Source organism: Aquisphaera insulae (assembly GCF_011064615.1).
Taxonomy (GTDB): domain Bacteria; phylum Planctomycetota; class Planctomycetia; order Isosphaerales; family Isosphaeraceae; genus Aquisphaera; species Aquisphaera insulae.
In genome coordinates this window covers 75956-91876 of the sequence record NZ_JAALJH010000032.1, presented here as the reverse complement: position 1 = coordinate 91876, position 15921 = coordinate 75956, and the positions used below count along the sequence as shown (strand labels likewise).

14 protein-coding genes and 2 pseudogenes are annotated in these 15921 nt (G+C 68.7%); 11 read left to right on the top strand and 5 right to left on the bottom strand.

Translation table 11 applies throughout. The features are described 5' to 3' along the window. Positions 1–1425: pseudogene (locus G6O54_RS18080) on the bottom strand (hypothetical protein); the annotation flags it as partial. Between the two features lie 418 nt (positions 1426–1843). Between G6O54_RS18080 and G6O54_RS18075 the strand changes: the two are divergent. The 11 genes and pseudogenes from G6O54_RS18075 to G6O54_RS18020 all read left to right on the top strand — a co-directional run bounded on the left by G6O54_RS18075 (position 1844) and on the right by G6O54_RS18020 (position 8271). Continuing rightward, positions 1844–2167, top strand: coding sequence for a hypothetical protein (locus tag G6O54_RS18075; protein WP_165227056.1), 324 nt, complete (start codon positions 1844–1846; stop codon positions 2165–2167). A gap of 250 nt (positions 2168–2417) precedes the next feature. Continuing rightward, positions 2418–3161, top strand: a complete 744-nt coding sequence (gene tnpC, locus G6O54_RS18070) for an IS66 family transposase (protein WP_165227055.1) — start codon at positions 2418–2420, stop codon at positions 3159–3161. 766 nt (positions 3162–3927) lie between these two features. Beyond that, on the top strand, positions 3928–4137 hold the full coding sequence (locus G6O54_RS18065; protein ID WP_205678886.1) for a hypothetical protein: 210 nt from the start codon (positions 3928–3930) through the stop codon (positions 4135–4137). After that, positions 4134–4547 carry an HNH endonuclease gene (locus G6O54_RS18060; RefSeq protein WP_165227054.1) on the top strand — a complete coding sequence of 138 codons (414 nt, stop codon included), beginning with the start codon at positions 4134–4136 and terminating at the stop codon, positions 4545–4547. Before G6O54_RS18065 ends, G6O54_RS18060 begins: the two co-directional genes overlap by 4 nt. Before the next feature lie 148 nt (positions 4548–4695). Further along, positions 4696–5067, top strand: coding sequence for a hypothetical protein (locus G6O54_RS18055; protein ID WP_165226996.1), 372 nt, complete (start codon positions 4696–4698; stop codon positions 5065–5067). Between the two features lie 243 nt (positions 5068–5310). After that, entirely contained in the window at positions 5311–5682 is a 372-nt protein-coding gene (locus tag G6O54_RS18050; protein ID WP_165227053.1) for a hypothetical protein, read from the top strand. Between the two features lie 503 nt (positions 5683–6185). Then, positions 6186–6299, top strand: a pseudogene (locus G6O54_RS39060) (type II toxin-antitoxin system HicB family antitoxin); the annotation flags it as partial. Between the two features lie 262 nt (positions 6300–6561). Continuing rightward, a complete protein-coding gene (locus tag G6O54_RS18035; protein ID WP_165227052.1) occupies positions 6562–7002 on the top strand; it encodes a hypothetical protein in 441 nt (146 codons plus the stop codon). An 18-nt stretch (positions 7003–7020) separates the two neighbouring features. Continuing rightward, on the top strand, positions 7021–7386 hold the full coding sequence (locus G6O54_RS18030; protein WP_205678882.1) for a gamma-glutamylcyclotransferase family protein: 366 nt from the start codon (positions 7021–7023) through the stop codon (positions 7384–7386). A 364-nt stretch (positions 7387–7750) separates the two neighbouring features. Then, positions 7751–7978, top strand: a complete 228-nt coding sequence (locus tag G6O54_RS18025) for an addiction module protein (protein WP_165227051.1) — start codon at positions 7751–7753, stop codon at positions 7976–7978. Next, on the top strand, positions 7975–8271 hold the full coding sequence (locus tag G6O54_RS18020) for a type II toxin-antitoxin system RelE/ParE family toxin (RefSeq protein WP_165227050.1): 297 nt from the start codon (positions 7975–7977) through the stop codon (positions 8269–8271). The genes G6O54_RS18025 and G6O54_RS18020 overlap by 4 nt, the downstream gene beginning before the upstream one ends. A 119-nt stretch (positions 8272–8390) precedes the next feature. Here the strand turns inward: G6O54_RS18020 and G6O54_RS18015 are convergent, their stop codons facing one another. The 4 genes from G6O54_RS18015 to G6O54_RS18000 form a co-directional block, all read right to left on the bottom strand. Then, positions 8391–11099, bottom strand: a complete 2709-nt coding sequence (locus G6O54_RS18015; protein ID WP_165227049.1) for a M16 family metallopeptidase — start codon at positions 11097–11099, stop codon at positions 8391–8393. Positions 11100–11186: 87 nt separating this feature from the next. Beyond that, complete coding sequence (locus tag G6O54_RS18010) at positions 11187–11702, bottom strand: DUF2442 domain-containing protein (protein ID WP_165227048.1); 516 nt, start codon at positions 11700–11702, stop codon at positions 11187–11189. Positions 11703–11983: 281 nt separating this feature from the next. Next, positions 11984–12745 carry a dienelactone hydrolase family protein gene (locus tag G6O54_RS18005; RefSeq protein WP_165227047.1) on the bottom strand — a complete coding sequence of 254 codons (762 nt, stop codon included), beginning with the start codon at positions 12743–12745 and terminating at the stop codon, positions 11984–11986. Between the two features lie 229 nt (positions 12746–12974). Then, complete coding sequence (locus tag G6O54_RS18000; protein ID WP_165227046.1) at positions 12975–15866, bottom strand: serine/threonine-protein kinase; 2892 nt, start codon at positions 15864–15866, stop codon at positions 12975–12977. Positions 15867–15921 lie beyond the last annotated feature (55 nt).

The following is a 15921-nucleotide window of genomic DNA, read 5'->3' as shown; positions in this document are numbered from 1 at the left end:
ATTTGAGGTCTTCGCCGTCTGGGACGTAAGTCCTTGCCCTGAAAGAGTCGCTCTCTCGTCGTGCAACGGGGTGGCTGTGGCGGAACGGAGCGACCCCGCGACCGGCGAGCCGTCGCCCTCCCCTTCGGCCACCGGGACCGACAACGGGGTGGCTGTGGAGGAGCGCAGCGACCCCACGGCCGGCGAGCCTTCGCCCTCCCCTTCGGCCACCGGGACCGGCAAGTGGGTGGCTGTGGAGGAGCGCAGCGACCCCACGGCCGGCGAGCCGTCGCCGCCCGCGCAGGCCGTCTCCGTGCCAGGCCGATCTCGTGGTGTCGCCTGCGTCTCCACCACAGCCATCCGGACTTCTGGCTCCCTCGAACTGGGTTCGATCGTCGTTGCCTCGGTCGGCTCCTCCGAATCCACGACGGTCTCATCATGGCTCATGCCCGGGCACTTCTTGAGCCGGACGACCGCGTCCAGGATCCGGAGCAGCTCCCGCCCTCGCGCCGAGGAGGTCCGCCGGTGCCGGTCCAGCTCCGGGCCGGCGTCGAACGCCGCCGCGTCGGCCCGCTCGTCGGCGTCGACGTCGTCGTCGGTCGCGGCGGCCTGCATCGCCTCCAGCCGCGCCAGCCTCTGCTCCGCCAGGTCGATCAGGAAGTCCTGGGCCGCGTCCGAGCTCGCCGGCGGCTCGCCGAGCAATCGCCAGGCGCGATGGTGCTCGTAGAACTTGTCGTAGATCCGCGTCCGGCGGCAGTAATACTCGTAGAAGGCCTGCCCCTTGCCGCCGCCGAGGAACGCGTCGAAGGCGGCGATCACGGCGTTCAGCTCCATGTCGACGTTGGCCTCGGTCTGGAGCTTGCCCAGGAGTCGAACATACCGATAGAAGTCGCCCCAGCCGAACTGGTCGCGGCCGCAGAGCAGGTTGATCTGGGTCAGCCACTGGCGGATCAGCCAGGCGCGTCCTTCGTGCATCTCCTCGAGCCCGGCCAGGAACGCGGCCGGGACGTCGCGGAAGATATCGGAGTTGCGGTGGCAGCCGGGGGCGGCCTCGAGGAAGAGGTCCCGCGCCAGCCGCTCGACGCGGAGCTCGCGCTCCTCACTGGGTTCGTTCGCCTCGGCCTTGAGTGCCGCGCGGGCGAGTTTGGCCAGGTAGGCGGCCTCGGCGCGGTCGGACCGCTCGAGCATGAACGAGAGCCGCGCCGCGCGGGTCAGCAGGTCGCGCTCGATGGCGTTGCTCGCCTTGCCGGCCTGGACGTACTCGCGGACGCGGCGGTCCAGCTCCTTCGGGTCCTCCTGGGGGAGCACCGGCATGGCGAGCTGCTTGGAGCGATTGCCGTGCTTAAGCGCGTTCATGCGAGCGGCAGCCTTGCCCGCCTCGGTCTTCGGTCCGCTGCTCTTCTTCGCATTGCTTTGGTTGGCTTGGATCTGGGCGGCGGTGGCCATGGGAGTGTCTCCGGGTGCCGGCCGCGCGCTCGATGGGCGCGGCCTTTACTCAGTACAATCCCGAATTTGGCCGGGCCAGTTTCACCAAAGTCGGTAATCTGTTTCGAATTCGGAATCGGTCCGGGCTGGATGCGTGACGACGGCCGGTCGGCGAAGCCGCCCGACCAGGCGTGAGACCATGTGTCCGGATGGTGCCGATCGTCCTTGTGAGCTCGGGCATCGCGTCGTCGACTGATGGCCCGGATCGCCCCGTTCTTGACGACGACTCGCCCGGGTTAGCACAGGCAGGACTCGGCGATCCGGGAGCGTAGGAGTTCCGAATCCGCAGGTTCGTTCCCTGTTCACACGCGGGATCGTCGACGTTCTCGTGCAGAATGGATCCTGTCGAATCACGAGTCAGGTTTCCGGAGGTCCGGCCGTGGAGCCATCCAGCATGAACTTCGAGGGCAGGGTCGTTGTCGTCTACGTCAACTCCGGGGGCCTGTTCCGTTCGGGGCAAACCGGCTGGACGCTTGATAGTCCCCGCTTCGAGGAGCAGTTGGGTCGCACGTTCCTCGTCGGTAGGGCGATCGCCGATCAGCCCGACATCCCGACGTGGCATCATGGGGCGAGCATCAACATCCCCTGGGAGTCGGTGTCCTACTACTACGTGTTCGACTCGATCGAGGCCTACCGTGAGGCGGTCGCCCGATCTCGATCGGGGGCCAGGAGGACCTGGTTCACTCGAGGTCGCGGCGCCTAGCACGCCGAACGCTCGGAACGCGGGGGACTCGAAATCCCGTAAGAGCCGCCTCCGTCCGGCGACCGGTATGCGGTGGAGACATTTGAACCGCGAGAGGGCGCACCCATGCGGGAATACCAACCGTACAATGTGGCGATCGCGGAGGTCGAGCGCGACGGACGAATCGCGCGCATCACGGGCAACGCCGCCACGGAAGACGACGACGCCATACGGTTCATCGTCGATCAGATGACCCAGGAGGGTATCCCGGGTGAACGGGTGTGCCGACCCGTCTGTCCACATCGACGAGACGTCGTGGGCTCAGGCCAACTGGAAGGCGTGGCTCTGGGTCGCCTTGACCGATGATCAGATGGCCTTCACGATCGCCGATAATCGGGGTGCTGATGTCACTCGGTCGATCCTCGGAACCGACAAGTCCAAGGTCGTCAGTGACCGCTTTTCCGGCTATGACTGGGTCAAGCAGCATCAGTATTGCTGGTCGCATCTGCGTCGCGACATGCAGGCGATGATCAATCGCCGAGACCAGGGGTCGGCGGTCGGCTCGGAATTGTTGGGGTTCTCCCAACGCTTGTTTCACTGGTGGCATCAGCATCGTGACGGGAAGATGGCCTGGAGCACATTCCTGGGTTACGCCCGGCTGTTCCGTTGGGGCGTGCGGCAGATGCTCAGCCGGGCGGCAACCTGTGGCAGCGAGAAGTCGGCGGCGACGTGCCGAAGGTTGCTGGAGGGCGAGGATGACTTGTGGACCTTCCTCAAGGAACCAGGGATTGAACTCACCAACAACTCAGTGGAGCGGGCGATGCGGCACGCGGAGCTGTGGCGGAAGTCGAGCGGCGGGACAGCCAGCCCGTGGGGCCCCCGGTTTGTTGAGCGGGGGCTGAGCGTGGCGGCGACCTGCCGCCAGCAGAGGCGGAATGAGCTGGAGTACCTGACCGACTGCTTGCGAGCGAGGCTCGACGGCACCGCTGCTCCGTCGCTCTTGGCCGGCGTGTGAGCCGCAATAAGCAAGAGGCGGGGCCGGCACTCCGCCGGCCTTATCATGGATCGCCCGCCGCGACGGGGGTGCCTAGCCGGAGGAGTGCATCCCGAACCATCTCCCAACCGAACTCGGTGAGGCCCAACTCCCGTGGCCTGGCCGAGTCGAGCCATCGGGACACCAGCGGGACGACGATACCCTCCTCGGGGCCTCCTAGCTCAAGGAGCACCGCCCCGGGCTTTTGGGGATGCCGCGCCAGATCGAAGAGCCGATGCCGGGTGGGACTGCGCTCGCGGCCATCGATACAAAGGGTGGCCCCTCCGCTTCCGGAATCCTCGATGGCGAACCAGACCGTACCGTCCCCGTAGCCGTCCACCAAGGTGACGCGGAGAGAGCCGACGAGGGACAAGACCGGGAGGTGCATGGTGAGAAGCCGAACGGTCTCAAGTCGCGCGGTTTACCGTGCCAAAAGGCAAACCTCCATCATAACCAGGGCGATAGTATTCGAGGGAGATCCAACGACAGCCGTGAACGATCGCGCCTCGAATGATGCGACGAGGACGGTCCCATCGGCAAGGCGACGGCCGACGCCTACGAGATCGTCCCCGAAGCCTGACCTCGTGTCGCGGCGGACCTCTTCCACCCCGGCATCCCTCACAGCGCGGGGGGCGTGACGGGTGGATCGAACCGTGTCATCCGACGCACTCGGGGCGTTGCAAGGCGCTGTGGCCGGAGCGAGTGTGGTGTAAATTAGAGAGTGAGAGACGTCAAACGGAGGTATCCCATGTCCCTGACCATCGATGTGGATCTCCCCGCGGACCTGGCCCGATTCCGGCTCCCGTCGGCTGTCGCCTCTCGATTGCAGAGCCTGCTGGATCGCCAGGATGCCGGCTCGGTACTCACCGCCGACGAGCGTGCCGAGGCTGAGGGTCTGGTCGACCTGGCCGACTTGCTCACCCTGCTGCGGCTGAGGGCCGAGCGGGCGAGGTCGTGAGCGACATCCCGGCCGTTCTGCGCGAAGAGGTCGTGCTCCGGGCCGGCAACCGCTGTGAATACTGCGGGCTCTCGCAGGCCGGCCAGGAGGCCGCATGCCACGTCGACCACGTGGTGCCGCGGGTTGCCGGTGGTCCAACCGACGTCCGTAACCTCGCCCTGGCCTGTGTGTCGTGTTCGCTACGGAAGTGGGCACGGCGCTCGGCGCCCGATCCCGCGACGGGGGAGGTGGTTCCCTTGTTCAGCCCGCGCGATCAGGTCTGGGCGGACTATTTCCAGTGGAACGGGGCCGTTGTGGTGCCGCTGACGCCGACGGGTCGGGCGACGGTTGCGGCGTTGGCGATGAATCGTTCGCTCGCGCTCGCGATCCGTTCGGAAGAAGCCGAGCGCGGCCGCCATCCGCCGCCCTGAGCCGTGCCCGAGGGCGGCTGAGGTGAAGCGTCGTGCCGAACCTCACGCCGAAGTGGCGCCCGCACCGCCGCGACACTCCATTGTGGTCTCATCGCTCAGTCGGCGGGTGGGGCCGCTGAGCGTTGGTCGATAGGAAGAGGGGAAGCCAATGCCTCGAGGCAAAGCCAGCTCGCTGAGCCCGTCCGTCGCCGCCATCTTCGGCGGACTCGTCGGCGCCGGCCTCATGGGTGGCGTTGCCTACACGCACTGGGGCAACATCTCCTTCGGTGCCCTGGCCGGCGCGGTGCTCGTCGGGGCCCTCTCCTTCGGCGTCGCTACGGGCACGATGAGCCCGGTGACGCTCTGTGCCGTCCTCCTGGCTCTCTTCTTCGCCATGATCGGTCCCGGTTGTGACGACTACGGAGGCACGACGGTCATCCCTGGCGCGACTTTCGGCGCCTTGCTGGGCTGGCTGTTCTTCGGTCGCCGTCGTGCCATCCAACCTCGTACTGCGGCGGACTCCGCACCGCCTCGGCATTGAGTGTCCGATCCAAGGTTCACACGGCGGTACGAGTCCGCTGAGCTTTGATATTGGGAAGCGGACTTCCAACGCCAGATCAGAGGTCAAGCAGCGTGGTCTCATGAGGGATGAGTTCAGGTGGGCTTTGGGTCGTCAAGCCTCTTGCCGCAGTGGACTCCCACACCGCCACGGCACTTGCTCCGCGGTCATGGCCTTTTTCAGCGGTGGGGACTGTTGAGACCTGACACGAGGTGATGGTGAGCGATGCCTGTCCCCTTCCTGCATCAACCCGGTGACGAGATCGAATTGCTCGACCTGGTCGCCTGCTGCGCGTTCACGTCCGCGACCAGCATCTCATTCGACCTGAACCGACGCTCGCCGGGGATGCTCAATGGGGTCGGATGGCTCGACGTGCATCATCCCTGTGATGACCCGTACATCAAGGCTCAACTCCGCGTCTGGCTGCCGGCCGAGTACGAGCGATCCGACCTGATGGAACAGCTCGTCCGGGAGGTCTTTGCCGCCCTGGCCATCCCTTCGAACGAGGTCTACGAGCTGAGTTTCCTTAGCGGGGGCCGTCACGTCGGGTTCTCCAACCGGAAGGACTCCCTCGGGGGGAGGCTTTGTGACTCTTGAGGCGAATGTGCTCACCACCTCGATTCACGGTTGATTCCCCGGCGTGGCCCTCTGAGCGTCAATCCGGCGGCGGTTCCTGCGCTGCGGCGATGGTGGTTCCGCATCGGTCCGATCTTGTGCCCGACGATCGGGTCGGGTCAACTCAGGCGATCACAGGATCGACGGGCGAGGGGCGTTCTGTCGTGAGCAAGGTCTCGAAAACCCTGGAGCGAGTCCTTCGCGGCACCGGGGACGCGGGCATTCGGTTCGACGATACTTGCTCGCTGCGGCTCCACCTGGGCTTCACCGAACGGATCCGCGGCGACCACCACATGTTTACCCGGGATGGCGTGGCCGAGATCCTCAATCTCCAGCCCCACGGAGCCCAGGCGAAAGCGCATCAGATCAAGCAGGTCCGCGGGGTCATCGTGTCCCATGGATTAGCGGGCGAACCGGAGGCGGGGCCAGCCGCCGAAGGGTATGCCCCGGGGAAGACGCCGAGGGCGCGGATTCGGAGGGCGATCATGGGGAATGACGTTCGCTACGAGATCATCCTCTCCTGGAGCCAGGGCGACCAGGCGTTCATCGCCGAGGTGCCAGAGCTCCCGGGCTGCACCGAGGCGCGGGAGAATTACCGGCGGTACTCCGCCTGCGACGAGCGATCGATCGGGCACGTGAGACCGCCACGTCCCGAGGAACGACCGGACGCCTGACCTCGACCTGCAAGAGTCGCCGATCCACCCCTGCCGACTGGCACATGCAGGTCGGCGGAGGCATGATCGTTGAGGGATCTCCGATCATGTTTGAGCCCTGCGGGTCCGACGTCTCTTTCGAGACGTACTGACCACGAAGCATCGCCCGTAGGTGGGACTTGTCGGCCGTCCGTGGAGGATCGCCTAGATGGGATTTCCGACGGGAGACAATCCGGAGGTCGTCACCGCGCTGGCCGAGTTCATCGCGGATCCGAAGCCATACCCTATAGGCTCGGACCCGGCGCTGGACTTGCGATCCATCGCGGCCGAGCTGCGGCTGCTCCCCGTCTGGCTCGACATGGGCGGTTGTTATGGCATTCGCCCGTGCGGGGCCGTGGCGTCGTTCGCGTGGGACGAGGAGCACGAAGCCCGGACCGAGACGGATGAGCGGATTCGCAACATGGTGTACCATCGCGCCGGACTCAAGTTCCCGGCGCTCGCCGTGCTCTCGCCCCGTCGGCCGGCCGACGCCATCGTGTGCGAGTCGTGCGGAGGGACGGGGCGATGCCTGGGGCTGTCCGCCGATCTGGCGGCGAGGATCGTGTGTTACTGTGGCGGTCTCGGATGGCTGCCGCCAAGCCGACCGTAGCGGAGCCCCTGTCCACTCATGATCAACAAACTCTTCGTCTACGGCACGCTGGCCCCGGGCCGGCCCAACGCGCACGTCCTGGCCGAGGTCCCCGGCACGTGGGAGCCGGCCACGGTCCGGGGGACGCTGCTCCCGCAGGGCTGGGGCGCGACGCTCGGCTATCCCGCCATCGTCCCGGGCGACTCCGGCGAGGAGGTGCCCGGCCTGGTCTTCCGCTCCGAGGAACTGCCCGCGCACTGGGAGCGGCTGGACGAATTCGAGGGGGAGGGCTACGTCCGCGTCGTCGTCCCGGCGCGGCTTGCGACCGGCGAGGTCGTCGAGGCGTATGTCTATGCACTCCGCGAGGTGCCGCCGGAGACGTCCTCGTCGGAGGAGATCGCGTGATGCGTGTCCGGTCGATCCAGTTCGTGAAGCGCGGGTGATCCCGGAGGATGAGATCCGCTTTTCGGAAGAGGTCCCGATCCTCCTCGCTGATCGGGAGCGCGACCTCTTCCTGGCGGCGCTCGATCAGCCTCCGGAGCCGGACGCCGAGCTCGGTCGACGGATAGGGGGAAGGCGAAGCGGCGTGGCTGACTGGTAGGTGGGTGGGTGGGTGGAGCGGCTCGACCGAGGTCACGTTCGCGAGGCGATCGAAGCCTCACAGTCAAGTCGCCCTTATGCCGGCTGGGTGGATCGAGTAGACTAAGCTTGAAGGGTGTTGTGTCCGAAGGGCTTAACGCACTAAGCCCTCTTCTGGCGAGGTGTTGGCATGGATCTCCATACCGTTCTCAGCGCGGTCGAATCCTGGCCGGCCGATGAGCGTCTGCGGCTCATCGAGGAAGTCTGGGAGAGCCTCGATGCGGCCCCCGAGGCCCTGGCATTGACCGATTCCCAGAAGCAGGATCTTCAGCGCCGCCTGGATGCCTACCGTGATAATCCCGGGGCAGGCTCTCCCTGGGAGGAAGTCAAGGCTCGCCTTCGCGGGGACAAGGCGTGAATCTGCCCCTGATCGTCAACCCCGAGGCCGAGGCCGATCTGGCCGACGCCTGGGCGTGGTATGAGAATCAGCGTGCCGGGCTGGGCGATACCCTGATCGAACGAGTGGACGAGGTTCTTGCACGCCTCCGGAGCATGCCCGAGCTGTACAGCCCGGTCTTTCATGAACTTCGGGTAGCCCGCGTCCGACGTTTCCCCTACATCGTGGTTTACCGAATCGATGTCGGCCAGGTCACGGTGGTGGCGGTTTATCACACGAGTCGTAACCCGCGTGGTTGGCAGTCCAGGGCCTGATCGGAGTATGACCTGACCCCGGCTCTCCGATCGTCTCGGTCGCTTGCGGACGGAGATCTGTCAGGCCTTCGGCGATGCGGACCGAGTCGCTCGCCTGGGATAGGCTAAAAGACGGTCCTTCACGCGCAGGCGGCGCCCGACTTCTGCCCGCGGCGGGCGATCGGGCCGTACTCGACGCGGGACAGGGCCGAGGGGCGAAGATGGGCCCGGGCGGCCGCGCGGACCTGGGCGGGCGTGACGGCGGCGATCCGGTCCGGCCATGTGAGGGGCTCGTCGAGGGGGAGGCCCAGGCGCTCGAGCTCGTAGAGGCGGTCGGCGCGGTGCTCGACGGTCTGGAGGTCGAAGACGTGGGCGCCGGTGAGATACCGTTTGGCGCGGTCGACCTCGTCGTCGGAGAAGGCCCCCTCGTGCATGGCACGGACCTGGCCGGCGATCGCGGCGACGACGCGGTTGACCTCCTCGGGCCGGGTGCCGGCGTAGATCCGGAGCAGGCCCGGCAACTGATCGGCGGTGTCGGTGAGGCCGCCGCCGATCGTGTAGACGAGCCCCATCTCGTCGCGGACGATCCGCCCCAATCGATCGGCGAAGCCCGGGCCGGTGCCGAGGATGTGGTCGAGCACGACCAGGGCGTGGTAGTCCGGGACGTGGCGGGGGACGCCCAGGTGGCCCATCAGGATGTGGACCTGCTCGCCCGGGACGTCGACGCGGCGGACTTTCCGCCGGGGGACCTCCCGGACCGGCGGCAAGGGGCCGGCGGGCGTGCCGGCCTTCCACGATCCGAAGTGGGACTTCACCAGCCGGGCGAGGGCCCGCGGGTCGAAGTCGCCGACGGCGACGAGGAAGGACCGGCCGGGGCCGTAATTCTCGAGGTGGTGGGCCTTCACGTCGTCACGGGTCAGGGCGCGGACCTCGCGCGCGGATCCGCGCGGGTCACGGCCCATCGGATGCGAGCCGTAGATCAGGCCGCGAAACAGGCCGTCGGCGTGGAAGGCCGGGTCGTCCAGGTCGGCCTTGAGCTCGGACAGGATCCGCTGCCTGGCCCAGTCGACGGCCTCGGCCGGGAAGGCCGGCTCGCGGACGAGGTCGGCCGTCAGGGCGACGGCCATGGCCAGGTCCTCGGCCCGGACCCGGAGCGAGACGCCCGCGGACGAGGTCTCGAGCGTGCCGCCGACATCCTCCACCGCGGCCGCGATCTCGGCCATCGATCGGGCCCTCGTCCCCTCCTCGAGGAGCCGGCCGGTCAGCACGGCGGCGCCCGGCCTGGCCTCGCGGAGCCAGCCGGCGTCGCTGTGGAGATCGAGGGCCACGACGCCGGATCCGGGGCGGGGCTCGTGGAGGACGCGGAGCCCGTTCTCCAGTTGGGATCGCTTCGGCCGGTAGTCGGTCAGGTGGGTGATCGTCCGGGGGACCTCGATGGTCGGCTCGCGGCCGACGTCGGGGGCCGTCGGGGTGACGGCCCGGGGCGCGGGACGGTTGGCGACGGGGCGGCCGGAGATCGGTTCCAGGCCGGCGACCGGCGCGGCGGCCACGGCCTTGCTCCGCCCGCGGCGGGGGAGCGACCAGCCGACGGTGAGATTCTCCCGGATGAGGTGGCGCGAGGCGACGCGGCGGACGGCCGCGGCGGTCACGCCGAGCGCCTCGCGGTGCTCGCGCGGGTATTCGTGCCAGTCGCCGCGGAGGGCCGCCTGGCCGAGCCCGGCGGCGAGGCCGGCGAGGTCCCCCTGCTCCCATCGCCAGCCGGCCTCGATCCGGTTGCGGGCGCGGGCGAGCTCCTCGGCGGTCGGCCCGTCCGCGGCGAGGCCCTCGATCACGCCGAGGATCCGGGCCTCCAGCTCCGCCGGCCTGGCGCCGGGGGCCGCCTCGACGTGGATGAAGAGCTGCCCGGCGCGGTGGGCCGGCGCGTGGGCGGCCTCGATCCAGGTCGCCTTGCGGTCGTCCTCGACGAGCGACGACCAGAGGCGGGACCGTCGCCCCGCGCTGATCAGGTCGGCGAGGACGTCGAGCGCCGGGGCGTCGCGGTGGCCGCGAGGGACGGTGTGCCAGCCCAGGAGCCCGCGGGTGAGCGACTCCGACTCGACCAGCGAGAACTCGCGGCGGCCGGCCTGCGGCGGCTCGTCCCAGGCCCGCGACTGCGGCTCGCCGCCGCGGCTCGGGATCGCGCCGAAGTGGCCGCGGACCCGCTCGAAGGCGTCCTTCGGGTCGAGGTCGCCGGCCAGGACGAGGACCGCGTCGTCGGGCCGGTAATGCCGCTCGTAGAAGGCTCGCAGGTCGTCGGTCGAGATCCGCGCCAGGTCTTCGGGCCAGCCGAGCACCGGGTTGCGGTAGGGGTGGTTCAGGTAGGAGAGGAGCAAATGCCCCTGGTCGAGCCGGACCTGGGGCGACTCCATGTCGCGGGCCCGCTCCTCGCCGATGACGGCGCGCTCGGCCTCGACCTCGTCGGCGAGGATCCGGGCCCTGGCCATGCGGTCGGCCTCGACCTGGAGGGCGAGCTCCCACCGGTCCGACGGCAGGAGGAACCAGTAATGGGTGAAGTCCTCGCCGGTCTCCGCGTTCGCCTGCCCCCCGGCGACGAACGCGAGCTGGTCGATCTGGCCCTTGGGGAAGCGGTCGGTCCCCTTGAAGAGCATGTGCTCGAGGAAGTGCGCCAGCCCGGTCTGCCCCGGCGGCTCGTCGAACGAGCCGACCGGATAGTACAGGTCGCAAACCACGATCGGCACGTCGGATCGGGGCAGGATCAGGGCCCGCAAGCCGTTGCCCAGCACGCCTTCGAAGACGGGCAAGCCGCCCGGCGTCGGGGCCTTGAGGCGCCCCTCGAGTCGTCGCGCCATGGCCCTGCCGTCCTCCCAACCGTCGCGCACGGAACCGGCGCCGCGGTTGGCCTCGCAGACGCGGGCCGGCGCCACGGTGGAATTGTATCATCCGGCCGTGGGTTTGGTCAGGACAATCGACGGGAGGGCCTGCGCCAGACGGCCGAGGTAGTCGCTCGTCCCCAGCCCGTGCACTCTTGCCAGCGCGGCGAGTGCCGAGGACGTGGCCCGGCATTCGCCCCGCTCGATCCTCCGTAACTGACGCTCGGTGAGCCCCGGGATCTTCGATTGGAGGATGCCGGCCTGCACGCGGACCTCCCGGATTGCGGCGCCGTATCTCCTGTTGAACTCATCGGTTTTCTGCTGGGCCTTGCGGAGTGCCGACGGGTCGACGACCTGGAGGAACTGATCCCAGCCGAGGTGGACGTCGAGGTCCGGCCAGTAGACGAACGAGCCGTCAGGATCGATCTCGAAGTTGTGCAGGATGGCGGGGGGCTGGCCATTCAAACAGTCAAGTGCGCGGATCGGAACGCGGAGGACGCGTGAGCTTGATCCACGAACGACGAGGGCCTCGTCCGCGAGACGTGCGTCAAGGATCTTGCGGCCATCGTCGCGCGTGGTCAAATACGTGGACTCGCTCGTTGGGCCGATTCGCACACCCATCCGGGTTCGGGTGGATGTGGTGGAGTGAAACGACACCACGGGATGGCCGTCTCTCGGAGACTGCCTGTGCAAGGAGCGAAGGCACGCTGGCTGTGGGATCGCGTTTCTCTCCCACAGCCGTCCCGATGTTCGCCCGTCGCGGTGGTGGGGCCTGTCCGGCTCGCTCGCCATCATCAGAAGGGGCCCGACCTCTAGACCCGATCACGACGAATCCGGTTCACCGATCTGAGCTGGCGGCGCCCTCACCCCTTGCCCACCGGAGGCATGTACTTCTGGAGCCAGTCCAGGGTCAGCTTGCGGGACTCGACGTCGGCCTTGCCGCCGGGGGTGAAGACGTGGTTGGCGACCTCGGGGTTGGGGTTGGTCTCGGTGTATTCCAGGTACTCGTGGTCGATGTGCGTGAGCTTGGCGCCGGAGGTCGACCTGTTGTGGTCGTCCACGGCCTTGTCGTGGGCCACCAGGGCCTTCTCGAGGAGCCGGGAGTTCATGTCGGGGTTGACGAACCGGCGGTCGTTGCTGTTGTGGAAGATGAGCGTGGGCGGGAACTTCGAGACGCCGCTGCCGAGGAGCGGGTTGACGTAGCCGTAGAAGTCGATGAACGCCTTGAGGCGGCCCGCCTGATGCCGCTGGATGTAGGACATCGCGATGCCGCCTCCCAGCGAGAAGCCGACGAGGGCGAGGCGGTCGACGTCGGCGGTCGACGCGTGCTTCTTGCCGACGTGCTCGATCGCGGCCTCCAAGATGGGGACCTTGTGGGTGATGTCGGCGTCGAACAGGTGGGGCACGCCGTCGGAGTAGAGCGACGGCAGCGCCGCGACGTAGCCGAGGGCCCCGATCGCCTCGGTGAACTGGGCGAGCTGCGTCCCGGAGTCGCCGACCAGGCCGAAGTTGCCGTGGACCACCACGACCACGGGGTACTTCTTGCCGTCGCGGGTCTTTTCCGCGATCCGGATCGGGTGCGACTGGCCGGCGGGATATTCGAACGTCTCGGGCTTGAGAGGCATGGTTCGAAGCTCCTTGCGACTGCACGACTCGGCGAAGGGAAGACGGGAATGCCGGCATCGTAGCACGACGGTCGCGGATGCGCAAGGAATTTCGGGAGAAGTTGACCTCTCGATCCGGGACACGGGATCGGTTCGGCCCGGGAGGGATGAGGCGCGGTCGCCCGAGCCCCGGTTCGTCCGCGACGTTTCATCCCCGGGCGGCCGGTCCGGCGCCCGGCCGGCCTTCGGCTCAGGGTGCGGGGCGGATGCCGTCGGCTCCGGATCGACTCAGGGCCCCGGGATCGTCAGGCCGGATCAGCCCCAGGGCCTCGCGGCGGAGGATGTGGACGATCCAATCATCCTGGTCCCGAATCCGATCTTCGCTCCAGTCGTGGCTTTTCAGGGCCGTCGCGAGGGCCTCTCGGGCGTCGGCCTCGCGTCCGATCCGGTGCAGCGCCATGGAGCGGACCAGCCCCGGGGCGGGGCCGAGCACGCCCGATGCCTCGCCCTCCATCAGGGCGATGGAGCGGTCGAAGCGACCCTCGCGGTAATCCGCCAGGCCTCGAAGGAACTGGAAGAAGGGGAACGGCCCGGGATAGGCGGCCCGATCCGCCTCCCACGCCCGCTTGCCGAGGGCGACCGCCGTGCGGAGCCCCGCTTCCGAATCGGGGGAGATCAGGCAGGCGCGGGCGGCCCTCTCGGCGACGATGGGGTCGTCGGACGTGCCGAATCTCGCCAGCAACGCCCGCCTGGTGTTGCGATAGTCCTCATGCCGGCCGAGGAACAGGCAAAGCTCGGCGTAGCCGTACCATTCGTCGTGGCCGGAGGGGGAATCGGCGAGGCTCTGCTTCCAGGCGGAGTGCGCCTCGCCGAAGCGACGCTCGCGGATCAGGGCCGTCCGCAGGTCGGCTTGCGCGAACGTACCGGCCGGGCCCAGCTCGACGGCCCGACGGTACTCGCGGATCGCCTCGTCGCGGGAGCCATTCGCCTCGAGGCACCGGCCGAACAACCAACGCACCTTCGCCACCGCCGGGAAGTACCGGGCGGCCAGCCGTGCGTGCTCGAGGGCCTCCTTCGGACGCTCGAGGGCCAGCAGGGTGTTGGCCAGGTTGTGATGATAGGGGGCCGAGTCCGGATCGAGCCGGAGGGCGAGATGATGCAGCTCGACGGCCTCCTCGCGATGCCCGGCGCCGCTGAGCACCATGGCGAGGTTGTTGTAAACCAGGGCGGTGCCCGGGCGGATGGCCAGGGCCGCCTGATAATAGCGGGCCGATTCGGCGAATTCGTTCTTCTCGCGGAGGACATCGGCGGCCCGCAGATTGACCCAGAAATCCTCAGGATGCTCCCGCAGGATCCGCCTGAGGAACGGGCTCGAATCCTGGCCGAGTACGTTCCACTGCTCCTCGAGCGCCAGCAGCAGGGGTATCGATGCGTCCGCGACCGGGGCATCCTTGAGCACGCTCGCGAGCTTCGCGCGGTCCTTCCAGGTGGCGCGGTCGCGGGCCCGCTGGCTCCAGCCCGTCGGGTGATCGTCGCTCTGGCGGGCGACCGCCAGGGCCCAGTCCTTCTCGTCCTCATTGTCGACCGCGTGGAGGGCCCAGTCGTCGAGCATGGCGACCAGCGCCTTCCGGACGCTCGATGCTCGGACGCGACCGGCGACGACCTCGGGGCGCTCGCCGGGGCTCCCCAGCCCGGCCTCCTCGAAGGCGGACCTGTATTCCCGCACCGAGGGGAGGGTATTGAAGACGCCGCCGACGGTGTGGACGCGATTGAGGCGGATGGCGTCGAGCCTGGAGACGAGCTTCAGCTCGAGATCCCCCCGGTCCAGGAGGGCGCGGGACCGGCCCGAGGCGCCGAGCGACCCGAGCCGGCCCCTCGCCCGCTCGAGCGCCGTGTGGGCCTCCGGCCATGCGGACCGTTCCAGGGCCCGCACCATCTCCCGGATGTCGACCTCGGCGGCGTGTTCCGTGGCCAGTCGTTCGGAGAGGAACCAGAGGCCGCCGAGGATCACGGTCGTCACCAGGATCAGGACCGCCACGAAGGCCGCCGAGAAGGCCGGCCGCCGGCGGATCCTCCGGGCCAGGCGTCCCAGCCCGCCCTCGGGCCGGGCCGCGATCGCCTCGCCGCGGCGGAAGCAGCTCAGGTCTCGAGCGAGGGCGTCGGCGTCGGCATAGCGGAGCCGAGGGTCCTTGTTCAGGCAGGTGAGGCAGATCGTCTCGAGGTCCCGCGGCACCCGCGAGTTCAGGCGTTTCGGCGGCACGGGATCGTCGTGGATGACCTGGCGTTCGGTCTCGGCCCCCGTCGCGGCGCGGAACGGAGGCCGTCCCGTCAGCGCCTCATAGAGGATCGCGCCCAGGGAGTAGATGTCCGTGGCCGGGCCGAACGCGAGGGAGTGCCCGGCGGCCTGTTCGGGGGCCATGTAGCTGGGGGTCCCCACCCGGACGCCGGTGCGGGTCAGCGCGACGCCCGTGTCGTGCCTCCACGCCAGGCCGAAGTCGGTGATCCTGGGCACGCCGTCGCCGGTCATCAGGACGTTGGCCGGCTTGAGGTCCCGGTGGACGATGCCGGCCGCATGGGCCGCCTGCATCGCGCCCGCGAGGATCTCCAGCAGGGCCGAGGCCCGCTCGGCGGTGATGGGGACGCCGCCGAGCCGCTCGGCCAGGGTCTCGCCCTCGACGTACTCCATCGTGAAGAAGGGCAGCCCGTCGACGTCGCCGACCTCGTAGATCCGGACGATGTTCGGGTGCACGACGGCGGCGAGCGCCTCGGCCTCCCTGAGGAACCGGGCCAGCTCCGGAGGGCCCGCGTAGCCGGCGTTGAGCATCATCTTGACCGCGACCGGCCGGTTCAGGCGGAGGTTGCGGGCCTTGTAGACGACGCCCATGCCCCCCCTGCCGAGCACGGACTCGATCGCGTGCCCGGGGATGTCCGGGGTGAAGGATGGCCGCGATACCGACAGCCGCCGGAGCGACTCAGCCGGCTCCGGGAAGAGCGCATCGAGCTCGTCGCAGACCCGCCCCACCCGCTCCAGCCGGGCCCGGACCTCCTCCAGCAGGCCCGGGTGGTCCGCGCAGGCTTCCTCGGGCGTCTTCCCGGCCTCCACCTCCTCCAGGAGTTCCAGCACGAGCGGGTCGATGGGCATGATTCGGCTCGAGAAGGGGCTTCGTCCCGGCGGGCACACGCGCCGCTTTGCCGCG